Origin of the sequence: Virgisporangium aurantiacum (genome assembly GCF_016863635.1) — a bacterium.
GTDB lineage: Bacteria > Actinomycetota > Actinomycetes > Mycobacteriales > Micromonosporaceae > Virgisporangium > Virgisporangium aurantiacum.
This window is the reverse complement of record NZ_BOPG01000022.1, coordinates 62,634-86,268: the sequence shown is the minus strand read 5'-3', so window position 1 is coordinate 86,268 and position 23,635 is coordinate 62,634. Positions and strand designations below refer to the sequence as shown.

The following is a 23,635-nucleotide window of genomic DNA, read 5'->3' as shown; positions in this document are numbered from 1 at the left end:
CTAGGCGGCGGGGAGCCAGTTGCCGTTCGTCGCCACCGTGGTGAGGCGTTGGGTGGCCCGCGAGAGGGCGACGTACAGCGTCCGGACGCCGTTGGCGCCCTCCGCCGCCAGCGCACCCGGCTCCACCACCACGACGCCGTCGTACTCCATGCCCTTGGCGTCGAGCCCGGTCACCACCTGGAGGCGGGGCTCGGCGAGCCCGGTGAGCCAGCCGGCCACCTCGTCGCGGGTGACCGACGTGGCGATCACGCCGACCGTGCCCTCCACCTCGGCGAGCACCTCGCGCACCGCGGCTTCCACCGCGGGGCGCAGCTCGGGCACCGTCTCGTGCTTCGGCGGCACACCGGCCCGGCGCACCGCCGTCGGCAGCGAGATCCCGGGCTCGGCCCGCCGGATCACGCGGGCGGCCACCTCGAAGATCTCGGCGGCGTTGCGGTAGTTGGTGGTCAGCTCGAAGTCGCGGCGGCGCTTGCCCACCGCCTCGGTCATCGCCCGGTTGGCCTCGGCCGGGTCGGGCCAGGCGGCCTGGGCCGGGTCGCCGACGACCGTCCAGGACGCGTACTCGCCCCGCCGGGCGACCATGCGCCACTGCATCGGCGACACGTCCTGCGCCTCGTCGACGACGATGTGGGCGTACTCGCGGTAGTCGGCCGGCCGTTCGGTCGCCAGGCGACGGGCCGCCGCCTCGCGCTCGAAGCGGGTCGACAGCTCGTGGACGCCGTCGGCCACCTGGTACGGGTCGCGCTTCGGCCGGTTGCGGGCCGGCGGCTCGCCGAGCAGCTCGTTCAGCTCGTCGAGCAGGGCGATGTCCTCCACCCGCGGGTCGGCCGGGTCGAACCGGGCGAAGCCGCGGGTGAGCACGCCGATCTGCTGGTTCGAGTAGATGCCCTCGCAGTACCGGCGCAGCCGGTTGCCGTCGCGGAACCAGCCGAGCACGTCGACCGGGCGCAGCCGGGGCCACCATTTGCTCATGAACTCGCGGAACTCGGGCCGCTCGGCGATCTCCTGCGCGAACTCCTCGCGCTTGGGCCGGGCCGCCTTGCTGAAGAGCTCCTCGGTCTGGCGCCACAGCGTGTCGAGCACCAGGCCGGCGGCCTTCGGTCGGACGGCGTTGCGCTTGGCCCCGTTGTTCAGGATGTCGCGCCGCGCGTCGCTGAGCGCACGCCCGTCCAATTGCAGCAGTTGACCCTTGAACAGGATCCGGATCCGGCCCGGTGTTTCGGGCGCGTTGTCGCGGGCGGCCCGGGCCAGCACGCGGGCCATGCGCACGGACCCCTTCGCGACGGCGAGTTCCGGCGGGTCGTGCCGGTCGGCGGTGTAGCCGGGCAGCAACTGGCCGAGCGACCGCAGCGTCACCGCGTCCTCGCCCAGCGACGGCAGGACCCGGGCGACGTACCCGACGAACACGTCCGACGGCCCGACCACGAGCACACCGCCGGACTCGAACCGGTTGCGGTCGTTGTAGAGGAGGTAGGCGGCGCGGTGCAGGGCGACGGCCGTCTTGCCGGTGCCCGGTCCGCCCCGCACGACCGTCACACCGGACGCGGGGGAGCGGATCGCGTCGTCCTGCTCGCGCTGGATCGTGGCGACGATGTCGCGCATGCCGACGCCGGTGGCCCGGGTGAGCGCGGCCAGCAGCGCCCCGTCGCCGATGACCGCCATCTCGGCGGGCGCCGCCTCGGGGTCGAGCAGGTCGTCCTCGACGCCCACGACCTTCTCGCCGCTGCTGCGGATGGTGCGCCGGCGCACCACGTCCATGCGGTCGGTGGGGGTGGCCCGGTAGAACGGCGCCGCGGCGGGCGCGCGCCAGTCGACAACGAGCGGCTCGTACCGCTCGTCGCGCAGGCCGAGCCGCCCGATGTAGCGGACCTCGCCGCCGGGCACGGCCGGCTCGACCGGCGCGGAGGCCGGACCGTCGTCGGGCGGGCGGGCGTTGGGACCCATGTCGAGGCGGCCGAAGACCAGCCCCTCGTACTCGGCGTCGAGGGCCAGCCGCCGCCGCGCGGCGTGGTAGACCATCGCGTCGCGCTCGACGAGCGCGCCGAAGGTGCCGACCTTGGCGATGTTGAAGCCGGCCTTCTCCGACTCGGCCGCCGATACCCGCAGGACGGCCAGCCGGCGGTAGACCCGGTCGATGTACTGCTGCTCGGCGGCGAGTTCGGCGGCGGCCGTCTCGTCGCGGCCGGCAGCCGTGATGCGCTCGGTTGACAAAGGAACTCCGGGTTACGCGGACTGTTCGTCGTCACGGTGGTGGGTGAGGCGCTCGGCGGCGACCGTCGTCGCCGCGCTGGCCACCGCGGCGGCCACGGTGCCCGCCTCCACGGTTCCCTCGCCCACGGTGTCGATCTCCGCCTCGTCGGCCGCCAGTTCGGCCTCGGTCTGCTGGGCGTGCTGGGTGGCCCGCCGCTTGAAGTACCAGGTGCTGCCGAGGCCCGCGACGACCGCGATGATCAGCGCGATGTAGGAGAAGCCCTTCAGGTACTTTTCGACGGTCTCACCGATCGCCTTGATCGCGAACACGGTGCCGAACGCCCACACGAGGCCGCCGGCGGCGTTGGCGATGAGGAACTTCCAGTACGGCACCTTCAACGCACCGGCGAGCGGACCGGCCAGGATGCGCAGCAGCGCGATGAACCGGCCGAAGAACACCGCCCACACGCCCCACTTGGCGAACGTGCGCTCGGCCCGGGCCAGGTGCGGCGGACCGAGGTGCTTGGGGAACCGGCGACCGAGGCGCTCCAGCAGCGTCCGGCCGCCCCGGCGGCCGATCGCGTAGCCGATGGAGTCGCCGACGATGGCACCGGCGGCGGCCGCGCTGGCCACCCACCAGGGGCTGATCGCGCCGGTCGCGGCCATCAACGAGGCGGTGATCAGCGTGAGCTCACCGGGCAGTGGGATGCCCATGCTCTCGAGGCCGATGATGAGGAACACCACACCACCCACGGCCAGCGGGGGCAGCGAGTGGAGCCAGGTCTCGATCCATCCCATGGTGTGGACATCACCTCCAAGGCACAGACCGTACCCGCACGGGGCCACCCCGCCGGCCCGTCGATCTAGACGCGACTAACCAGACTAGTCCACCCGACGGGCAGCGGCTCTAGGAGCGGGTCCGTCCGCTCTTTCTGCCCTTGGGGGCAGCCTCGGAGATCAGCTCGGCGAGCGCGTCGGTGACGGCATCCGGACACTCCAGCGGCAGCATGTGACCACAGCTGTCGAACACCTGCAGGCGGGCGTGGGGGAGGGCGGCGACGATCGCCTCGGTGCACTTGACCGGCGTAAGGCGGTCGCGGTTGCCGACCAGCACGCGCACCGGGACCGTGGCGAGCAGGCTCAGCGCGTCCAATCGGTTCATCCTGCCCACCGATGGCCGGAACCCTCCGATCGACCGCAACGACGCCGACCCGATCATGGCGATCGTCAGGCGCAGCGCCTCCACCTCGACGCGGTCGCCGAACACGAGCCAGCGCACCGCGGGCAGCAGCGCCGGCATCACGGCCTTGTGCACCCGCAGCGGGCCGCCGAGGGCGAGCAGCGCGGCACCGCGGGTCTCGACCTCGCGCACGAACCTCCCGAGCCAGGGCGCGAGGCCGTAGCTGGTGTGGGTGTGGCCCTCGGCGGTGGTCGAGACCAGCGCGACGCCCGTGACCTGCCGCTGGAACTCGGCCGGGTAGCGGTGGGCGAACTCCAGCATGGCCATGCCGCCGAGCGAATGGCCGACGAGCACGACCGGACCGTCGGGGGCGCACTGCGTGAGCACCGCGTGCACGTCGTCGGCGAGCCGGAACAGGTTGGTGTCGCTGAGCTCGGACGAGCCCGACCGGCCGTGCCCGCGCAGGTCGACGGCGAGGATGCGGGCCCGCCGGCCGAACCGCGCGGCGAGGTCGGCGGTCTGCTTGCGCCAGAGGCGGTGATCGAGCGTCCAGCCGTGCAGGAGGACGACGGTGAGCGGGCCGCTGCCGTACTCGGCGACATAAAGTTCGACCCCGTCGGACGTGCGGACCCGGAGACCCGGGTGCACTGGTGCCGACATGACGTAACGATACCCGCGGGTAGCTTGTCGGAAACAGCCCTGAAACCGGACAGACTGAAGCCCTCCCCGGGTCTGACCAGGAAGGGCTTCGGTGTTGTCGGGTTCTTAGCCGAAAACTCCCGCGTCGGCGAGACGCTTCTCGGTGGCGTCCCACCCGTCGCCCGGGTGGGCGGTGTCGAGCGACTGCAGCTCGGCGCGGATCTTGGCGGCGTGGCCGGCACCCGCGAGCACCCGGATCTCCTCGACGAACGCCTCGGAGTCGGTCTTGTGGTGCACGGTGCGCCCGTTGGTGAGGTTACGCACGTAGGCGTGCTTGCCCTTGTTGAGCGGGATCAGGTACTTGAATTCGCCGAGCACGCTCAGCGCGCCACCCGCGGCGCCGGCTTGGCCGGCGCGAACGGACGCGCGCGCGGTCTTGGAGGTGTTGGTGGCCACCGCGGGACTCCTTGGATCGGGTGAAAATACCGTCGGAAATAGTAGCCGATGGACCCTGGCGACCACCAAACGGTGGGGCGGTAACCGACCGGGCGTACCGCGCGTTGTGCCGGGTGGAGGCTGGGAAACTACCAGTTCATGAACAACTGTGCAGGATATCGGCGCAACCGCTAGCGTACCGACCAACGCGACGGCATCATGGTCCACGTCAGACAAATGAATACTCGTGTCGGCTGTTCACTCATGTCGAGGTCGTAGGGGAAGACGCACCTCGGTCATCGGGAGGTCCAGTCGTGCGCACCCGTGGCGTTGTCTACGTCCACTCGACCCCGCTCGCCGTGTGTCCACACGTCGAGTGGGCGCTGGCGCGCGTGCTCGGCACGCCCGTCCGGCTCGACTGGGCTTCCCAACCCATCGAACCCGGCGCCCGCCGGGCCGATTACGTCTGGACCGGGCGCCCCGGCACCGGCGGTGATCTGGCCGGCGCCCTGCGGCAGTGGCCGATGCTCCGGTTCGAGGTCACCGAGGAGCCGAGCCCCGGCGTCGACGGGGAACGCATCATGCACGTGCCCGGCCGCGGGTTGTTCCGCGCCACCGCGAGCGCCAACGGCGACATCATGATCGCCGAGGACCGGCTCCGGTTCCTGGTCGCGAGCGCCCAGGGCTACGAGGCCCTCGCGCACACCCTCGAACGCGAACTCGGCAGCGCCTGGGACGCCGAGCTCGAGCCCTACCGCCTGGCCGCCGACGGCGAGCCGGTGAGCCTGCTGACCCGGGTGGGGTAACGGGCGCCGGTCTGGTTGAGTGGGCGGATGCGTCCTGCCGCCGTCGTGCTCGTCCTGGCTCTCGCCGTGTCCACCGGCGGCACGCTGTCCGCCTGCGGTACCGACGACAAGGGCGGTGCGGCGGCGGCGCCCGCGTCGTCGGGTCCGGTGGCCCCACCGAGCGGTGACCCCGCCGAACGCGCCGCCGCCACGGTCGCGAGGTTCTCCGACGAGGAACTGGTCGGCCAGGTCCTCATGCCGTACGCCTACGGCAACGACGCCACCACCGTCACCGGCGCCTCGTCGCGGGAGAACAATGCCTACGCGGGCGTGCCGACGCCGGCGGAGATGATCACCAGGTACAAGCTCGGCGGGCTGATCCTGGTCGGCTGGTCGGCCGACGACCCGACCGCCGGCACCAACAAGACGTCGAACGTCGACTCGCCGGAGCAGATCCGCAAGCTCACCGGCGGTCTCAACAAGGTCGCCGGCGCGGGCGCGCCGTTGCTCATCGGCACCGACCAGGAGTACGGCGCGGTCAACCGGATCCGTACCGGGGTCGTGCAACTGCCCAGCGCCATGGCGTTCGGCGCGGCCCGGAACCCGGCCGCCACCGAGGCGGCGTGGCAGGCGGCCGGCGGCGACCTGGCCGCGATCGGCATCAACGTCGACTTCGCACCGGTCGCCGACGTGCTGGGTCCGCGCGGCAGCGGCGTCATCGGGTCGCGGTCGTTCGGTGGGACGCCGGCCGACGTCGCCGCGCAGGTGGTCGCCGCCACCAAGGGCCTCACCGCGGCCGGGGTGGCGCCGGCCCTGAAACACTTCCCGGGGCACGGGCACACCACCGCCGACAGCCACGAGGAACTGCCCGCGCTCACCCAGGACCGGGCCGCGCTCGACCGCGACGACCTGCCGCCGTTCATCGCGGGCATCCAGGCCGGCGCCGGCATGGTGATGAGCGGCCACCTCGACGTCAAGGCGATCGACCCGGGCACGCCGGCCACGTTCTCGTCGAAGGTCCTCGTCGACCTGCTGCGCGGCACGATGGGCTTCAAGGGCGTGGTGGTCTCCGACGCGATGAACATGGCACCGGCCAAGAAATGGCCGCCGGGCGAGGCCGCGAAGCGGGCGCTGCTCGCCGGCAACGACCTGCTGCTGATGCCGCCGAACCTCAAGCAGGCCCAGAAGGGTCTCCTCGACGGACTGAAGGACGGCTCGCTGCCGAAGCAACGCCTGGTCGAGTCGGCCACCCGCGTGCTGACGCTGCGGTACCGGCTCGCGGCCACCGCCCAGCCCGACGCGTCCACCCTCGACACCGAGACCGACCGCGCCGCCGCGCAGGCCGCGTCCGCCGCCGCGGTGACAATCTTCCGGGGACGCTGCAGCGGCGCGCTGGTGACCGGCGGCGTCACGATCACGGCCGACGGAAAGTGGGGCCAGCAGCGCGAGTGGCTCACCGCCGCCCTGGCCGAGCACGGCGTCCAGGTGAAATCGGGCGGCACCACGGTGCGCCTGATCGGCTACAACGACGGCGCCGTCACGGCTTCCTCGAAGGACGTGACGGTCGCGATGGACACCCCGTACGCCCTGAAGACGATCCAGGGCACCCTGATCGCCACGTACTCGTCGAGCCAGGCGTCGATGAAAGCCCTGGCCGCGGTGCTGGCCGGCAAAGCCAAAGCCCCCGGCAAAAGCCCGGTCAAGGTGGACGGCCTCCCGGCATCCGCCTGCTGAGAATCCCGCGATCTTGGACTCCCTGCGGTGCTCCAGGCCCGTGCGGAGTCCAAGATCCAGGAGGTTATCCACAGGGCGCGACCACGGGGTGGCGGAGTTCCCGCGCGGGGCGAGATTGTGGCGGGCATGGGTTCGGAGGCGTTCGGGTTACTGCTTGCCGACCAGGAGGGGGTTGTCACGCGTGGGCAGGTTCTGCGGCACCTGAGTCTCGATCGGCTTCGGCACCTCGTGGAGTCGGGACGGTGGCAGGCGCCGCACGTCGGCGTCTTCGTCGACCACAGTGGGCCGATCACCGAACGCCAACGGCGGTGGATCGCCGTCCTCTCCTGTCGTGGCCACCTCGCCGGCACCACCGCCCTGACGATGTTCGGCCTCCGTGGCTTCGACCAGGGCCCGCTGCACATGCTCATCCCGGCCCGACGGCGCGATCACGATCCACCGGCGAACGTGGTGGTGCACCGCACGACGAGCCTCCCGGTCATGCAACGCACCGAGGTCGACGATCTGCCGTGCACAAGCGCCGCGCGGGCGGCTGTCGACGCCGCTCAATGGGCGGGAACCGACGCACGGGCGGCGGCAGTGGTGGCCGCGAGCGTTCAGCAACGGCTGGTCGGGCCGGAGGAGGTCGCCGCGGTGCTGGGCGGAATGCCCCGCGCCCGCCGCCGGGGATTCGTGTTGGCGCTGGTCACCGATCTTGCCGGCGGTGCAACCTCCCTTCCGGAAGCGGAGTTCCTGCGCATCTGCCGGAAGGCCCGGTTCCCGGAGCCCAAGGTGCAGGTCAGCCGGCGCGACGCGCGAGGCAGGCGGCGCTACCTCGACGCGTACTTCGACGCCCCGCGGTGCCCCAGGCGCACGCAGTCCAAGATCGCGGGAGGTTACAGGGGGATGTTGCCGTGGGCGCCTCTTGCCGTGGGGGCACTGGCCAACGCTTCGGCGAGGTGTTTGCGGGTTTCTTTCGGCTCGACGACGGCGTCGATCACGCCGATCTCCAGGGCCTTGGGGACGCCGCCGGCGTTGTGGAGCTGGTCCTCGACCAGGTCGGCGCGGAGCGCCTCGCGGTCCTCGGGAGCGGCGGCGGCCAGCCGCTTGCGGTGCAGGATGTTCACGGCGGCGCTGGCGCCCATCACCGCGATCTCCGCGTTCGGCCACGCGAACACCGCCGTGGCGCCCAGGGCGCGGGAGTTCATCGCGATGTACGCGCCGCCGTAGCCCTTGCGGGTCACCAGCGTGACGCGGGGGACCACCGCCTCGGCGAACGCGTGCAGCAGCTTGGCGCCGCGCCGGACCACGCCGTCCCACTCCTGGCCGAGGCCGGGCAGGTAGCCGGGCACGTCGACGAGCACGATCAGCGGGACGCCGAGCGCGTCGCACATCCGCACGAAGCGGGCCGCCTTCTCGGCCGAGGCGGCGTCGAGGCAGCCGCCCAGGCGCAGCGGGTTGTTGGCGATCACGCCCACGGTGCGGCCCGCGAACCGGCCCAGGGTCGTGAGGATGTTCGGCGCCCACTTCTCGTGCAGGTCGACGCCCGGCCCGTCCAACAATGCCCGTACCAGGGGCCGCACGTCGTAGGCCCGGTTGGCCCGCGACGGCAGGAACGCGCCGAGGTCGACGTCGTGCGCCGCGTCGTCGGGCGACACCCGGCCCGGCCGGCCGAGCAGCGCGGCCACCTGGCGGGCCGTCGCGAGCGCCGACGCCTCGTCGGGCGTGGTGACGTGTGCGACGCCCGACCGTCGGCCGTGCGGTTCGGGACCGCCGAGCCGGGCCATGTCGACCTGCTCGCCGGTGACCGAGCGCACCACCTCCGGCCCGGTGACGAAGATCCGGCCGGCGTCACTCATGATCACGATGTCGGTGAGCGCCGGCCCGTACGCCGCCCCGCCGGCGGCCGGCCCGAGCACCACCGAGATCTGCGGTACGCGTCCCGAAGCCCTGACCGTCGCGGCGAACACCTGCCCGACGGCGTCGAGCGCGACGACGCCCTCGGCCAGGCGGGCGCCGCCGCAGTGCCAGAGCCCGAGCACCGGCACCCGTTCGCGCACCGCCGTGTCGATCGCGTCGACGATGTGCCGGCATCCGTCGGCACCCATCGCCCCACCCATGCGGGTGGCGTCGGTGGCGAACGCGATCACCGGCGTGCCGTCGATCCGACCCCGGGCCGGCACCACGCCGGAGCTGTCGAGGGGCGCGAGCAGCTTCAGCGTGTCCGGGTCCAGCAGGGCCCGGAGCCGGACCTCGGGGTCGCGGGAATCCACCAGGTCAGACCCGGGTGAAGATCAACGCGGCGTTGTGGCCGCCGAACCCGAACGAGTTGTTCAGGGCGGCACCGATCTCGATGTGGCGGGCCTTGTGCGCGGCGACGTCCAGGTCGAGGGCGTCGTCGGGGTCGTCGAGGTTGATCGTCGGGGGGACGATCCCGTGGTGCACGGCCAGCACCGTCGCGATCGCCTCCACGGCGCCGGCCGCGCCGAGCAGGTGACCGGTCATCGACTTGGTCGAGGTCAGCACCGGGTGCTCCCCGACCGCCTTGTGCAGCGCCACGATCTCGGCGATGTCGCCGACCGGCGTCGACGTGGCGTGCGCGTTGACGTGCCCGATGTCGGTCCGCGCGATCCCGGCGTTGCGGATCGCGAACTCGATCGCCCGGATCGCACCCGCGCCCTCGGGGTGCGGCTGCACGATGTCGTAGCCGTCGCTGGTCATCCCGGCGCCGGCCAGCAGCGCGAAGATCTTCGCGCCGCGCGCCCGGGCGTGGTCGGCACGTTCCAGGACGACGATGCCCGCGCCCTCGCCCAGCACGAACCCGTCGCGGCCCTTGTCCCACGGCCGGGACGCCTTCTCCGGGTCGTCGTTGCGGGTCGACATCGCCCGCATCGCCGCGAACCCGGCGATGGGCAGCGGGTGGATGATCGCCTCGGTGCCGCCGGCCACCACGACGTCGGCGCGACCGGCCCGGATGAAGTCCAGGCCCCACGCGATCGCCTCGGCGCCGGTGGCGCAGGCGCTGGTGGGCGCGTGGACCCCGGCCTGCGCGCCGAGTTCCAGGCCGACCCAGGCCGCCGGGCCGTTGGGCATGAGCATCGGGACGGTGTGCGGCGACACCCGGCGCGGCCCGCTGGCCTCGAGGATGTCGTCCTGCGCCAGCAGGGTCTGCGCGCCGCCGATGCCGCTGCCGACCACCACGGCCAGCCGGTCCTTGGGCACGTCGGGCTCGCCGGCCTGCCGCCATGCCTCCCAGGCGGCGACCAGCGCGGTCTGCTCGGAGCGGTCCAACCGGCGGGCCTTGACCCGGTCGATCTTCTCGAGGGGTGAGACGGCCAGCTGCGCGGCGATCCGTACCGGCAGCTGTTCCGCCCAGTCGTCCGTGAGCGGTCCGACGCCGGACCGGCCGGCGATCAGACCTTCCCAGGTCGACGCGACATCCCCGCCGAGCGGGGTCGTCGCGCCGAGCCCGGTGACGGCGACCTCTACGGTCATGCGTTCTCCTTGAGGATGTAGGTGACGGCGTCACCCACGGTCTTCAGGTTCTGGACCTCGTCGTCCGGGATCTTGACGTCGAACTTCTCCTCGGCCGCCACGACGACCTCGACCATCGACAGCGAGTCCACGTCGAGGTCCTCGGTGAACGACTTCTCCTCGGCGACGTCGTCGGGGTTGACGCCGGCGACCTCTTCGAGGATCTCGGCGAGGCCCTCGACGACCTGGGTGCGCTCCATGTGTTTCTCCTTCTCAGGTGGTGAACAAAACTAGGGACAACGGACGACCTGGCCGGCGTAGGTGAGCCCGCCACCGAAGCCGAACAGCAGAACAGGCGAGCCGGACGGCACCGCCCGGGTCTCGACGAGTTTCGACAGCGCCAGCGGGATGCTGGCCGCCGAGGTGTTGCCGGACCCGGTGATGTCCTTGGCGACCACGGTGTCGGGGCCGAGATCCAGCCGCTTGGCGATGCCGTCGATGATGCGGGCGTTGGCCTGGTGGGCGACGAACGCGGCCAGGTCGGTGGTGGCGACGCCGGCCTTCTCGCAGGCGAGCTTCGCGTGGTGGGCGAGCGCCGTGGTCGCCCAGCGGAAGACCGCCTGGCCCTCCTGCTGGATGACCGGCAGCCAGCCCTCGATGAGGATCGAGTCGCCCTTCTCCGGCGCCGAGCCCCACACCACCGGGCCGACGCCGCCGGGCTCGTCGGACGCGCTGACCACCGCGGCACCCGCGCCGTCGGCGAAGATGATCGCCGTGCGCCGGTCGGTCCAGTCGGTGATGTCGCTGAGCTTCTCGGACCCGATCACCAGCGCGTTGCGCGCGGCACCGGCCCGGATCGCGTGGTCGGCCATGGCCAGGCCGTAGCAGAAGCCGGAGCAGGCGGTGTTGAGGTCGACGGCGCCGGGCGCCTGGATCCCGAGCCGGGCCGAGACGCGCGAGGCGACGTTCGGGCAACGGTCGGCCGAACTGCAGGTGGCCACGAACACCGAGTCGATGTCGGCGGCGGTCAGGCCGGCGTTGGCCAGCGCCTTCTCGGCCGCGAACGTGGCCATGTCGGCGACGCTCTCGGTCTCCGCGATCCGCCGTTCGGCGATGCCGACCCGGTCGCGGATCCACTCGTCGTTGGTCTCGATGATCCCGGCCAGGTCGTTGTTGGTGACGACCCGGCTGGGCTGGTAGTGCCCCAACGAAACGATGCGCGAGCCAGCGGTCATGAGTGTTCTCCGATCCGGGCCAGCGGCTGGCCGGGCGTAACAGGGTCGTCGTCGTGGGCCAGCCATTCGGCCAGGACGCCCGCACCGTGCGCGGACACCTCGACAGCGCCCTGCCGGGTGTTGATCGTGCCGATGATCTGCCCGTCGGCGACCTCGTCGCCCTCGGCGAGGTCGGCGGCCGGTACGAACGTACCCCCGGTGCCGGCCACGACCACCCGGAACCCCGGGTGCGGCTCGTGGGTGGGGTGCGCGCCGTGGCGCACCGCCAGGTCGCGGGCCTTGGCCAGGTCGTCGGGGGTGTTGACGGTGACGATCTCGACGCCCTTCAACGTCCGCTTGATCAGCCCGGCGAGCGTGCCGGCCGGGGGCAGTTCGATCACGGCGGTGACGCCGAGGTCGGCCAGCGTCTGCATGCACAGGTCCCACCGCACCGGCGCGGTGACCTGCCGGACCAGCCGGGTGAGCAGCGTCGGCCCGTGGTCGACGGCGGTGCCGTCGAGGTTCGACAGCAGGATCTTCGCCGGGTTGGCCGGCGAGATGCCGGCCGCGGCGGCGGCGAGCGCGGCCTCGGCCGGCGCCATGTACGGGGTGTGGAACGCGCCGGCCACCTTCAGGGCGATCACCCGGGCCTTCGCCGGCGGGGCCGCCGCGAACTTGTCCAGGGCGTCCTGCGCGCCGGCGGCGACGATCTGACCGGCACCGTTGCGGTTGGCCGGGTAGAGGCCGTGCGCCTCGATCGCGGCGAGCACGTCGGGTTCGGCGCCGCCGAGAACGGCGGCCATCCCGGTCGGCTCGACCGCACAGGCGGCGGCCATCTCGCGGCCGCGCACGCCGGCCAGGGTCACCGCGGCGTCCGGGGTGAGCGCGCCGGCGAGCGCGGCCGCCCCCAGTTCACCGACGCTGTGACCGGCGACGACGGCAACGTCGTCCATCGGAAGTTGCTCGGCGGCGAGCAGGGTGGCGGCGACCAGGAGTGGCTGGGTCTTGGCCGTGTCCTTGATCTCGTCGGCGTCGGCGGCGGTGCCGAGATGGGTCAGGTCGACCCCGGACAGGGACGACCACCAGCGAAGACGCGCGTCAGCACCCGGAAGGCCGAGCCATGGTTCGAGGAATCCGGGTTTCTGCGCGCCCTGGCCGGGAGCGAGTACAGCGAGCACGTCTCTAGCCTGAGCGATCCTCAGAAGCACCGCGCGTACCGGCAGGCACGAAAGCCCACGGGGATCTTTGTAGGGTATCTACAACGGGGTGGCGGGCGTCACTGTCGGATCGAGTCGTCCGATGGTCAACGCGATCCGGAGGGCGAACGCGTCGCGCGGGGTCAGCGGGGCGAGACCGGTGATCTCACCCACGCGGCGCAGCCGGTAACGCACCGTGTTCGGGTGGACGAACAGCGCCCGGGCCGCCCCTTCGAGGACCCCGCCGGCGGCGAAGAACGCGTCGAGCGTGTCGAGCAGTTCACCACCGGCCTTGACCAGCGCGCCGTACACATCCTGACGCAGCATGCGGCGGGCCTCCGCGTCGCCGGCCAGGGCCCGCTCGGGCAGCAGGTCGGCGGCCGAGACGGGCCGGGGTGCCGCGGGCCAGGCCGCCGCCGCGCGGAAGCCGGCCAGCGCGGCCCGGGCCGACTCGGTGGCCTCGTCGAGGCTGGCCACGCTGGGGCCTACCACCACCGGCCCGTCGCCGAACCCGGAGAGCAGCTTCTCCGTCGCGTTCAGCGGGTCGGACGCGGCGCCGAGCACCACGACCAGGCGGTCGCCGTGCACCCCGCCGAGGATCTCGACGCCGATCCGCCGGGCCGCCCGGTACACGACGTGCACGACCATCGACGCCTCGCCGCCGGTCGACCGGCCCACCGCGACCGCGACCGGCGACGGGTCGGCCCAGCCCAGGGCGGCGGCCCGGCTGGCCAGCACGTCGGAGGAGTCGCCGCGCAGCAGGGCGTCGACCAGCATCGTCTGCAGGCGGGCGTCCCACGCGCCGCGCGTCTCGGCGGCCCGCGCGTACACCCGGGCGGCCGCGAACGCGACCTCCCGGCTGAAGATCAGCACCGCCTCGCGGACCTGGGCCTCCTCGCCCTTCGCCGCGAGCCGGCCGATCTGCTCCTCGGCCACCTCGATCGTCGTCTTGATCAGCTGGACGGTCTGCTGCAGGTTGATCGACCGGGCCAGGGCCCGGGGCGCCGCGTCGAAGACCTCGTCGGAGACCTCCTGGGTGGCGACGCCGGCCTTGCGCCCGCGCAGCCACTCGACCAGCGACCGCACGCCGGCCTGTGCCACCAGCATCACCCAGGCGCGCTGGTCGGCGGGCAGGTCCCGGAACCAGACGAGCTCGTCGTCCATCCGCGCCACGCTCGCGGTCGCGAGCGCGCCGGCGGCCCGCTCGATCGAGCGGATGCTGGCTTCCAGTTCGGGTTCATCTCCGGTTCGGGTCATCGCGTCGCAAGCTTTTCACGGCGGACGCCGGACGCGGTAGCGAGCGGCCCCTGTCGTGCGGTAGTTTTCGAACATGCGTTCGAGTGGTCCACTGCCGATGCTGGCGGCGGCGGCCGAACTGCTCGACGGGGAAGATCTCGACTCGGCCACCGACGCCGCGCTCGCCACCCAGTTGCGCGGCCTGTGGGTGGCGATCTGCCGGCTGCAGGCTCAGTTGAGCCGCCGGGTCGCGGTGTTCGATGAACGGGGGGCCGCGGCGCGCGACGGCGCCCGCGGCATCCGCGGCTGGCTCCGGCACCGCCTGCGGCTCGACGCGGTCGAGGCCGGCCGGCAGGCGACCGTCGCCGCGGCGCTCGTCACCCGGCCGGCCGCCGCGGCGGCGTACCTGCGCGGCGAGATCTCGGCCGAGCACCTGGCCGCGATCGACGAGGCGGGTTGGCTGCTCGGCGACGACGCGATGGACCGCGGGGTCGAGCGCATCCTGCTCCAGCACGCGCGGCGCGAGCCGCCCGGCCGGCTGCGCCGGCTGTCCCGCCGGTTCCGGGAGCGGGGCGGCCCGCAGGAGGCCGTCGACGCGTTCCGCCGGGTCCGCGCGCACCGGTTCCTCGACGTGGTGCGGGCCGGCACCGGCGCGGTGAACATCCGTGGCCAGCTCGACGTGAGCGACGGGGAACTGTTATTGGCGGCGCTGCGCGCGGTCCGGTCGATCCCGCCGGCGCGCGGCCCCGATGCGGCCCCCGGCTCGTTGCCGCCACCCGAGACCGGTACGCCCGAGCTGAGCGTGCCCGACGGCGCGGAGGCGCCCGAGCGGGCCCGGGCCGACGCGCTGGTGGCGTTGTGCCGCGCCGTCCTGCGCACCAATCCGGCCGAGGCGGGTCGCGGGCTGGGGGACCGGGCGCGGGTCGTGGTCACCGTCCCGCTGGAAACGCTGCGGGCGTCGCCCACGGGCGACGCCTTGCTGGGATCGGGTGAACCGGTGCCGGCGGCGGTGGCGCGGCGGCTGGCCTGTGACGCGCGGGTGCTGCCGGCCGTGCTCGGCGGTGCCGGTGAGGTGCTCGACATCGGCGCCGAGACGGAGACCGTCACGCAGGGCCTGCGCCGGGCGGTGGAACTGCGCGACCGCGGCTGCCGCTTTCCCGGCTGCGACCTGGTGGCGGCCGAGTGCGAGGCGCACCATCTCGTCCACTGGGCGCAGGGTGGACAGTCCATTGTGGACAACGTGGCGTTGCTGTGCCCGTACCACCACGGGCTCGTGCACGAGGGCGGCTGGCAGATCACCCGCGACCCGTACACCGGCACGGTGCGCGCCCGCCGTCCCGACGGAACCCGCCTCGACACGGTCTCCCCACCGCCCGAATAGGAAGCGGCCGTGGCTCCCGAAGGGAGGCCACGGCCGCAACGGATCTGTCTACTTGGCGCAGATGCCGTACGTGTGCACCGACCACATCCGGTCGGTGCCGTCGGCGTCCTCGGCCGCGCGGGCCACCGCCGTGCTGTCCGGGGTGGCGTCGAGCTGGCGCAGCCGCACCTCGCCGTTGCCGCCGGTCACCTCGCCGGCCACGCCGTGCAGCCGGCTGCCCTCGGGGCAGGTGAGCGTCGCCGACGCGATCGACACGTCGCTGCTCTGGATGCTGCCGGCCTGCACGACCTCCAGGCCGGGCGTCGGCTTGACGCAGGTGGCCAGCGCCGTGACGCTCCAGTTGTCGGTGGTGCCCGCCTCGTCCTCGTAGGCGGTGGCGGTGATCGTGCGCCCGTCCTCCGAGGGCGTCACGCCGGTCAGGATCGCCCGGCCGTTCGCGCCGCTGACCCGGCCGCCGGCACCGAGGATCTTCTTGCCCTTCGGGCACGTGACCGACGACCAGCGGCTCTTCGTCGAGCCGGCGGCGAACGTGTGCTGGGCGTACTGCAGGCCGTCCGGCGGCGCGCTGCAGAACGCGATCGCGGTGATCGTCCAGTTCGCGGTGGTGCCGTTGGCGTCCTCGGCCGCGCTCACCGTGAACCCGGCGCCGCCGTTGACCGGGCTGGCGAACGTGAGCCCGACCTCGCCGTTCGGTGCGCCGTCGATGCGGCCAGCGCCGCCGAGCACCTTCTTGCCCTTCGGGCAGTTGACGGTCTGCGACATCTCCGTCCGGCTGCCGGGCGCGCCGGTGGCGGTCTGGCGCACCAGACCCGGCAGGGCCGACGCGGCCGACTGCGTCACGATCTGCACCCCGCCGAGCAGCAGCGCGCCGGCGCCCAGGCCGGCCAGGCCGCGCCGCACGGCTGTACGCATGTTTGAGTTGTCCCCCATGTAGACCTCCTTTGCGAGGGAGTCTTCACGAAGCATGCCTGATTTGTGGTTGTTTAGGGTCTTTCAACCCGATCGGCCGACCCCGATGCAACCGGGCGGGCGCGTCGGGAGTCCACCGCTGTGGGAGGTCTCGTGATGCTGCCGTGGACGCGCGCGCCCTTGCTCCTGCTCCGCCAGCCCGGGTTGCTGATCGCTGTTGCCGCCGGCGCGTTCGTGGCCGTGCTCCCCGCGGCCGCCGCCCCGCTCTTCCTCTCCTCGGCCCGCACCGCGACCTTGCACCACCAGCTCGACAACACGTGCGCGGCCCGGGTCGGCTTCCACCTGCAGTCCCGGCTGACGTTCCGCGACCGCCTCGCGGACAACCAGATCAAGCCGATGGACCCCGCCACGGCGACGGCGGACTACGAGCGGCGGCGGGCCACCGTCACCGCCGAGGCCACCGCGACACCGGGCATGGCCGCGCCGACGACCACCGTCTTCGCCGCCACCGCGGTGATCGGCGCCCGGCACGGCGACCGCGACGTCGGCGGCCTCGACGGCGCCCAGGTGTGGATCGCCGGCCGCGACGGCGTCACCGCGAAACTGACCCCGCTGCGCGGCCCGGACGGCGCGGGCGTGTGGATCCCGCGGTCGCTGGCCGAGGCGTATGGGCTGGGCGTCGGCGACGAACTGGACTTCGCGACGTTCCGGCTGGCCCCGAGCGACAACGGCCCGCCGGTCGACCCGACCGCCCCGCCGGCGCCGGTGCGGATCGCCGCCGTCTACGCCGACCTGGCCAACCCCGGCGCCGACGAGTACTGGTGCACCCTGCAGCGGATCTACGGCTACCTGTCCGGCAAGGAACTGTTCGCGCAGACGATCCTGCCGGTGATCTACACCGACGTCGCGACGGTGCTGCGGGTCGGCGTCACCAGCACGATGAACATCGCCAACGAGTACGTCGACGTGCCGTTGGCCGACCAGCGCCCGACCGTGCCCGCCGCGCACGTGGCCGCCGGCCGGGTCGACGACCTGCGCCGGCGGGTGCTGCGCGAGTACCCGACCGACGGCGTCTTCCGCCCGACCGCGATCACGTCGGTGGGCGGCAGCGCCGACCGGGCCGAACTCGTCTACGACACGCTGCGCGACACCACCGCACCGGCCACGGCCGCCGGCGTCCTGATCGGGTTGATCGTGGTGGCCGCGGCCGCCGTCTACTGGGTCCAGCGGCGGGAGCGGGAGGTGCGGGCGCTGGCCGCGCACGGCGTCGGCCCGCCGGCGCTCGCCGGAAAGGCCGTGCTGGAGGCGGCTCCCGCGCTGGTGACCGGAGCTGCGCTCGCGGTCGTCGCGGCCGGCGGGCTGGTGCGGGCGTTCGGGCCGAGCCCGGTGCTGTCGGCCGAGGCGTGGCCGTTCGCGCTGGTGTTCGCGGCCCTCGGCCTGGTCGCGGTGCTCGCGGTCACCGCGGTCGGCACCGGCCTGCGGATCCGCCGGATGGCCGACGTGGTGCCGGCCCGGCGCCGGCTGCGGCTGCGCTGGCTGCCGTGGGAACTGCTGCCCGCCGCCGTCGCCGCGCTGACCTGGGTGCTGCTCGGCGGCGACACCGCCCGTTCCGGTGTGGTCGGCTCGGTCGCGCACGTGCCGCTGCGCCTGGTGGTGGTCCCGGTGCTCGGCTTCCTCGCGCTGGTCGGGCTGGCGGCCCGGCTGGGCGCCTGGTGGATCTCCCGCGCCGGCGTGAAGGACCCGGTCCGCCGGCCGGGGCTCTTCCTGGCGCTGCGGCGGATCGCCCGCCCGGTCGCGGCGTCCGTGCTGCTCGGCGCGGTGACCGCGGTGCCGGTCGCGATGACCGGGTTCGGCGCGACGGTCACCGACTCGATCCGCCTCACCATGGACGCGAAGGCCGCGGTGATCCTGGGCAGCGACACGGTCGCGACGCTGGACCGCGAGGTCCCCGTCCCGCCGTCGCTCGTCGGGCGGGCGACTCCGGTGCTGCGTCTGTCGCGGGTGCTCGTCGGCGGCGTCGAGACCGACGTTCTCGGGATCGACCCGGCCACGTTCGCGCAGGGCGCGTTCTGGTCCGACCAGCTACCCGGCCGATCGCTCGACGACCTGGTCGCGGGCCTGTCCACCGACCGCTCCACCGGCATCTCCGCCGGCAACCTGCGCGCCGGCACCCACGACGTACGCGTGTACGGCGAGCGGCAGTTCTCCGTCACGGTCAGCACCACCCGGCTGCTCCCCGGTGCCCAGGGCGGCTACCCGGTGCTGCTCGTCCACCGGGACGCGATGGGGGACACCGCGCGGTACGCCGTCCCCCAGTTGTGGATCCGCGGCGATCCGGCGGCCGCGGCGGCCGACCTGGCGCGTACCGACGCGCCGGTGCGCGCGATCACCGCGACCCCCGACACCTTCGGTGACTCGCTGTACGAGCCGGTGACCTACACGTTCCGGTACCTGATCGCGCTGAACGTGTTCGCCGGCCTCGTGGTCGCCGCCGGCCTGCTGCTGTACGTGGAGGCGCGCACCCCGGTCTACCGGCGCGGCTACGTGGTGCTGCGCCGGCTGGGCATGCGGCGGCGGGCCCACACGGTGGCCCTGGTGCTGGAGACGGCCCTGCCGATGGGCGCCGGCCTGCTGCTCGGGCTGCTGATGGCCGGTGCCGCGACCGCCGCCACCCGGGCCGAACTCGACCTGGCGCCGGGGTCCCCGCCGGGTCCGCTGATCGCCGTGCCCACCGGTGTGCTCCTGACGATCCTGGCCGTGGTGGCCGGCGTCGCCACGGCGAGCAGCACCTTCGCCCACGTCCGCGCCGTCCACGCGAAGCCGGGCGAGGTGCTGCGCACCGTCTAGCGCCTTGCGTTGTCAGCCGAGGCCCACCGCTTTCCAGGACCTGCCGTCGGCCGAGGTCCAGACGTGGTTCCCGTTGTACGCGACGTGGCCGCCGCCGGGCAGCGCGGTCGAGCCGAGGATCACTTCCCGGCCGACCCCCTTCGGACGGCTGATCGGCTCGAACACGGCGTCGCCGGGCCGGTTGACGGTGTACGCGCCGCCGGCCGCCTGCGCGACCAGTGAGTTGTCGTCGGCGAGAACGAAGTGGTCGGCCGCCCGTGACGCCGGGCGGAGCTCCCGCCACATGCCGGCCTCGCGCCGGTACAGCCCCGTCCACTGATCCTGCTGGAACCGGACGACGGCCGCGCCGCCCGTCGAGCCGAGCAGGTCCGTGACGACCAGCGGCTTGCCGGGGTCGAGCGGCTCAGCCGGTTCGAAGACCTTGGCCTGCCAGGTGTATCCGTCGTCGGTGCTCCGGGCCGCGGCCGGCTTGCCGGTGCCCGGGTCCCGGCCGGCCGCCAGGATCGATCCGTCGGGGCTCCGCACCGCCGCCAGGCAGGCGAACGGCGGCTGCGTCGGTGCGGGTCCGAGGCTCTGGGCGAGGATGTCGATGATCCGCACCGTGCCGGGATCCTCCACCCTCATCCTGTTGGCGTTCTCGTACGGCTCGGTGTTGCAGTACACGGGAGAATTCGCCGACGGGGCGGCGACCGGTTCGGCCCGGAACTGGGCCAACCGGAACACCCCCCAGCCGTCGGCGCTGACCCGCACCTCGTTGGGGTTGACCACCACCGCGATCCCGCCGGATCCGGTGGTCAGGACTGGCAGCTTCAGATCCGCCTCCCGCACCACGTACTTCGTCCAGGTGCGGCCGCCGTTGTCGGACGTGCGCAGCTCGAACCCGCAGCCCGCGCACGGTTCGATGTACGCCCACAGCCGCTTCTGGTCGAAGCCGCCCACCTGGTGCACGACCCACGTCGACGGCGGTATGTCGGCCGTCTCCTCGTCACCGCCCGGATCCATTGCCACGATCAACGTCGCGATCAGGGCCAGGATCGGCAGGACGACCAGCGCGGCCCGGGCGGCGATGCCGATCCGTCGCCGGCGCACGCCGGCCCGGTAGACGGTCTCGACGTCGATCCGGCTGGGCGGCAGCGTGCCGGTGGTGGTCTCCTCAAACACGTCGGACAGGTTCATCGCGCACCTCATCCCCGATTGCGCCCTCGATCGTCATCCCGAGCGGGGACAGGTATTCGCGCATCGTGTTGATGGCCCGGGCGGCCTGGCTCTTCACCGTTCCGGTCGAGCACGACAACGCCTCCGCGGTCGCCGCGACGCTGAGGTCACCGAAGTACCGCGCCACCAGCACGGCCCGCTGCCCGGGCGGCAGCCGGCGCAGCGCCGCCAGCACCGCCAGCTTGCGTCCGACGCTGTCGGCCATGCCGTCGCGGTCGACGGTGATGAGGACGGGGTCGGCCACGGTGTCGGTGGTGCGCTCGCGTCGGCGGAACCACCTGCGGTTCTCGGCGATGTAGACCCGGATCAGGGTGGTCTGGACGTACGCGTCCAACGCGTCCCGGTCACGGACCCGCCGCCACGACTGCGCCAGCCGCACGAATGCCATCTGGGCGAGGTCGTCGGCGAAGTGCCAGTCACCGCAGAGCAGGTACGCCGCCCGGCGCACCTTGTCCCGGCGGGCCGCGAAGTACGCCGCGAACTGCTCGTGCTCGCTGCTCATACATTTCAGGTGCGGTTGCGCACCCTATTCGGTTGTCAGCCGTTGACCTTTGCCGCGGCGGCGTCGATGCGGGCGAGCGTGCGCTCGCGTCCCAGGACTTCGAGCGACTCGAACAGGGGCAGGCCGACCGACCGCCCCGTCACCGCCACCCGCACCGGCGCCTGCGCCTTGCCCAGCTTGAGACCGCGCTCGGCGCCGACGGCCTCCAGCGCGGCCTTCAACGCCTCGGCGTTCCACGGGGTCTCCCGGTACGCGGCGGCGGTGGCGCGCAGCAGGTCTTCCGCGCCGTCCTTCATCGCCTTCGCCCAGGCGGCCTCGTCAATTGCCGGCTCGGGCAGGAACAGGAAGTCGACGTTGGGCACGATCTCGTTGAGGGTCGCCACCCTCGTCTGCGCCAGCGGCGCCACCGCGGCGAACGCGCCGGGGTCGAAGTCGTTTCTCTCCCAGGGCGGCGCCGCGATCGTCTCCGTGCCGGTGAGCCACGGCTGGCAGACGGCGATGAACTCGGACTCGCTGAGCGCCCGGATGTACTCGCCGTTGAACGCCCGCAGTTTCTTCTCGTCGAAGAAAGCCGGAGACGGATTCACGTCTTCGATGCGAAATTCGTCTTCGATGACGCTCCACGGCACGATCTCGCGGTCGCCCGACGGCGCCCAGCCGAGCAGCATCAGGTAGTTCTTCATCGTGGCGGCGAGGTAGCCCTCGTCGCGGAACTGCTCCAGGGCGACCTTGTCGCGCCGCTTCGACAGCTTCTGCCGCTTCTCGTTGACGACCACCGGCACGTGCGCCCACACCGGCGGCTCGTGACCCAGCGCCACCCACAGCAGCTGCTGCTTGGGCGTGTTCGGCAGGTGCTCCTCGGCCCGGATCACGTGCGTGATCCCCTGGATCGTGTCGTCGACGACGTTGGCCAGGAGGAACACCGGCGACCCGTCGGCCCGCGCGATCACGAAGTCTTCCAGCTTGGCGTTCTCGAACGTCGGCTCGCCGCGCACGAGGTCCTTCACCACGGTGACGCCGTCGTCGGGCGTGCGGAACCTGAGCGCGCGGCCGGGGCCGGCGCCCAGCCCGCGGTCGCGGCAGAAGCCGTCGTACCCGCTGTACTGCGACCCCGAGCGGGCCTGCACGGCCTCGCGGGTGCAGTCGCAGAAGTACGCCCGGCCGCCGGCGTGCAGTTTCTCCGCCGCGGCCCGGTGCGCCTCGGCGTTGTGTGACTGGAACAGGGGACCCTCGTAGCCCTCGCGCTCGATGCCGATCCAGTCGAGCGCCGCCAGGATCCCCTCCGTCCACTCCGGACGGTTGCGGGCGGCGTCGGTATCCTCGATGCGCAGCACGAAGACACCACCGTGCTGCTTGGCGAAGAGCCAGTTGTGCAGGGCCGAGCGGGCACCGCCGACATGGAACATACCGGTGGGCGACGGGGCGAACCGTACGCGAACAGTCACCCCGCCAGCCTATCGGAGCGCCGGAACCGCTTTTCCGGCCGCTGGTCGGCAGCGGCCGTCTACGAGGAGAACAGCACGCGGCCGAAGCTGCGGTGACCGTGGCCGTGACCATGGCCGTAGCCCCCGTGTGCCGGTGCCCCCCAGGCGGGCTGGCCGTGCACCGGCGGCGGGGGCGGCGCACCCCCACCCCACTGGGACTCCAGGCGGGTGAGCGCTTCGAGCTCGCCGTAGTCGAGGAAGATGCCGCGGCAGTGGTCGCACTGCTCGATCTGCACGCCGCTACGGTTGTAGGTACGCATGGTGCCCCGGCACTTCGGACACTGCATGAACTGGTTCACGTGAGGCAGCTTAACCACTGCACGCACGACGCGCGGCCCGCCGAGCCAGGCGAACACTTCTTCCGGACCGCAGTTCATGACAACGGCGCGCCCCTTGAGATCTCAGCGTTCACCATCGGCAGTCTTCCCGCCGGGTCGTCGGAGTTGATCTTCTGACTGGGCGCTGAGGCCCTTCATCAATGCGGGGAAACGTGCCTGAGCGCCCAGTCCAAAGATCAACTGGGGACCTGGGTCAGCTCGGGTGGCGGCTATCGACATCCGTCGGGCGGCGCCGTTGCTACACGAACGAGAGTCAGCGAACGCCGTGGACGTCACCTTGGAGCCTTGGCCGGCGGGGACACATGCGGCTGATGTCAGGTGTCGCGATCCATGTCGCGGAGCGCCCTGTCCAGCCGTCGTCGGGCGTGAACATCGCTCTCTCCCAGACTGGCAAGCTCGTCGAGGCGCCCAGCTCTGGCGAGAAGATCCAGGTGCCACAGATGTGCGTTGTGCAGGTAAGGATCTCTGCTGTAGCACTCGGCAACAGAGCCGACCAACTCGATCGCCTTATGCAGATCGCCACGCTGTTCCGCCGCCTGCGCAGCGGTGTCCCAGTCGTCCACGACGCTCATTGTGCGTTCAGCACGTCAGCGGCTTGGTAGGGGCGGCGGCGTGGTGGAACCTCCGCCGTCACGAACCTCTGCCCGTTGCTACAGCGAAGTGCCGCGACGCCAGCAATCTCCGCTGGTCAGGGTGTGGGCGCGGCAAGGTTCGAACTTGCGACCCCCGCTTGTAAGGTCCAGCACGGTCCGGCTCTCGTGCTGCCGAGTTGGCTGGAGACGGGTCTGTCGATCTCCGTTCGTGTCGGCTGGTCTCCCGCCGTTGCTACAAGCGCAGCTACAGGGTGATCATGGGCGACCGGTGATCGCTGCTGGTATCGCCCGGCGATCTTGCCGC

21 protein-coding genes are annotated in these 23,635 nt (G+C 72.5%); 4 read left to right on the top strand and 17 right to left on the bottom strand.

The features are described 5' to 3' along the window. The 4 genes from Vau01_RS16615 to Vau01_RS16600 all read right to left on the bottom strand — a co-directional run bounded on the left by Vau01_RS16615 (nt 1) and on the right by Vau01_RS16600 (nt 4,465). A complete protein-coding gene (locus Vau01_RS16615) occupies nt 1–2,211 on the bottom strand; it encodes a HelD family protein (RefSeq protein ID WP_239151631.1) in 2,211 nt (736 codons plus the stop codon). A gap of 12 nt (nt 2,212–2,223) precedes the next feature. Further along, complete coding sequence (locus tag Vau01_RS16610) at nt 2,224–2,988, bottom strand: DedA family protein (RefSeq protein ID WP_203993190.1); 765 nt, start codon at nt 2,986–2,988, stop codon at nt 2,224–2,226. 109 nt (nt 2,989–3,097) lie between these two features. Continuing rightward, the gene (locus Vau01_RS16605; protein WP_203993187.1) at nt 3,098–4,030 is read right to left on the bottom strand and encodes an alpha/beta fold hydrolase; all 933 of its coding nucleotides are present in this window, start codon (nt 4,028–4,030) and stop codon (nt 3,098–3,100) included. 105 nt (nt 4,031–4,135) lie between these two features. Then, entirely contained in the window at nt 4,136–4,465 is a 330-nt protein-coding gene (locus Vau01_RS16600) for a hypothetical protein (protein ID WP_203993186.1), read from the bottom strand. A 293-nt stretch (nt 4,466–4,758) separates the two neighbouring features. On the opposite strand from Vau01_RS16600, the gene Vau01_RS16595 reads away from it, so the two are divergent. Further along, complete coding sequence (locus Vau01_RS16595) at nt 4,759–5,250, top strand: DUF3145 domain-containing protein (protein ID WP_203993184.1); 492 nt, start codon at nt 4,759–4,761, stop codon at nt 5,248–5,250. A 27-nt stretch (nt 5,251–5,277) separates the two neighbouring features. Next, a complete protein-coding gene (locus Vau01_RS16590) occupies nt 5,278–6,963 on the top strand; it encodes a glycoside hydrolase family 3 N-terminal domain-containing protein (protein ID WP_203993182.1) in 1,686 nt (561 codons plus the stop codon). A gap of 147 nt (nt 6,964–7,110) precedes the next feature. Here Vau01_RS16590 and Vau01_RS16585 read toward each other — a convergent pair whose 3' ends face one another. From Vau01_RS16585 to Vau01_RS16555, 7 genes are all read right to left on the bottom strand, one after another. Beyond that, on the bottom strand, nt 7,111–7,512 hold the full coding sequence (locus tag Vau01_RS16585) for a hypothetical protein (RefSeq protein ID WP_203993180.1): 402 nt from the start codon (nt 7,510–7,512) through the stop codon (nt 7,111–7,113). 326 nt (nt 7,513–7,838) lie between these two features. After that, on the bottom strand, nt 7,839–9,215 hold the full coding sequence (locus Vau01_RS16580; protein ID WP_203993179.1) for an acyl-CoA carboxylase subunit beta: 1,377 nt from the start codon (nt 9,213–9,215) through the stop codon (nt 7,839–7,841). A gap of 4 nt (nt 9,216–9,219) precedes the next feature. Further along, nucleotides 9,220–10,437 carry a beta-ketoacyl-ACP synthase II gene (gene fabF, locus Vau01_RS16575; RefSeq protein ID WP_203993177.1) on the bottom strand — a complete coding sequence of 406 codons (1,218 nt, stop codon included), beginning with the start codon at nt 10,435–10,437 and terminating at the stop codon, nt 9,220–9,222. Beyond that, complete coding sequence (locus Vau01_RS16570; RefSeq protein WP_203928216.1) at nt 10,434–10,676, bottom strand: acyl carrier protein; 243 nt, start codon at nt 10,674–10,676, stop codon at nt 10,434–10,436. Before Vau01_RS16570 ends, fabF begins: the two co-directional genes overlap by 4 nt. A gap of 30 nt (nt 10,677–10,706) precedes the next feature. Continuing rightward, the gene (locus tag Vau01_RS16565) at nt 10,707–11,651 is read right to left on the bottom strand and encodes a beta-ketoacyl-ACP synthase III (RefSeq protein WP_203993175.1); all 945 of its coding nucleotides are present in this window, start codon (nt 11,649–11,651) and stop codon (nt 10,707–10,709) included. Beyond that, nucleotides 11,648–12,808 carry an acyltransferase domain-containing protein gene (locus tag Vau01_RS16560; RefSeq protein WP_203993173.1) on the bottom strand — a complete coding sequence of 387 codons (1,161 nt, stop codon included), beginning with the start codon at nt 12,806–12,808 and terminating at the stop codon, nt 11,648–11,650. Before Vau01_RS16560 ends, Vau01_RS16565 begins: the two co-directional genes overlap by 4 nt. Nucleotides 12,809–12,886: 78 nt before the next feature. After that, nucleotides 12,887–14,083, bottom strand: coding sequence for a PucR family transcriptional regulator (locus tag Vau01_RS16555; RefSeq protein WP_203993171.1), 1,197 nt, complete (start codon nt 14,081–14,083; stop codon nt 12,887–12,889). A 73-nt stretch (nt 14,084–14,156) separates the two neighbouring features. Between Vau01_RS16555 and Vau01_RS16550 the strand changes: the two genes are divergently transcribed. Further along, nucleotides 14,157–15,443, top strand: coding sequence for an HNH endonuclease signature motif containing protein (locus tag Vau01_RS16550; protein ID WP_203993169.1), 1,287 nt, complete (start codon nt 14,157–14,159; stop codon nt 15,441–15,443). Between the two features lie 48 nt (nt 15,444–15,491). On the opposite strand, the gene Vau01_RS16545 is transcribed toward Vau01_RS16550, so the two are convergent. Beyond that, entirely contained in the window at nt 15,492–16,373 is an 882-nt protein-coding gene (locus Vau01_RS16545; protein ID WP_203993168.1) for a hypothetical protein, read from the bottom strand. Nucleotides 16,374–16,508: 135 nt separating this feature from the next. Between Vau01_RS16545 and Vau01_RS16540 the strand changes: the two genes are divergently transcribed. Then, nucleotides 16,509–19,199, top strand: a complete 2,691-nt coding sequence (locus Vau01_RS16540) for an FtsX-like permease family protein (protein ID WP_203993166.1) — start codon at nt 16,509–16,511, stop codon at nt 19,197–19,199. A 12-nt stretch (nt 19,200–19,211) separates the two neighbouring features. On the opposite strand, the gene Vau01_RS16535 is transcribed toward Vau01_RS16540, so the two are convergent. The 5 genes from Vau01_RS16535 to Vau01_RS16515 form a co-directional block, all read right to left on the bottom strand. Continuing rightward, on the bottom strand, nt 19,212–20,375 hold the full coding sequence (locus tag Vau01_RS16535) for a hypothetical protein (protein WP_203993164.1): 1,164 nt from the start codon (nt 20,373–20,375) through the stop codon (nt 19,212–19,214). Then, nucleotides 20,353–20,916: a SigE family RNA polymerase sigma factor gene (locus Vau01_RS16530; protein WP_203993162.1), complete on the bottom strand. Its 564-nt coding sequence runs from the start codon at nt 20,914–20,916 to the stop codon at nt 20,353–20,355. Before Vau01_RS16530 ends, Vau01_RS16535 begins: the two co-directional genes overlap by 23 nt. 35 nt (nt 20,917–20,951) lie before the next feature. Continuing rightward, entirely contained in the window at nt 20,952–22,361 is a 1,410-nt protein-coding gene (gene gltX / locus Vau01_RS16525; RefSeq protein ID WP_203993160.1) for a glutamate--tRNA ligase, read from the bottom strand. 59 nt (nt 22,362–22,420) lie between these two features. Further along, entirely contained in the window at nt 22,421–22,687 is a 267-nt protein-coding gene (locus Vau01_RS16520) for a TFIIB-type zinc ribbon-containing protein (protein ID WP_203993466.1), read from the bottom strand. 365 nt (nt 22,688–23,052) lie between these two features. Then, entirely contained in the window at nt 23,053–23,301 is a 249-nt protein-coding gene (locus tag Vau01_RS16515; RefSeq protein WP_203993158.1) for a hypothetical protein, read from the bottom strand. Nucleotides 23,302–23,635 lie beyond the last annotated feature (334 nt).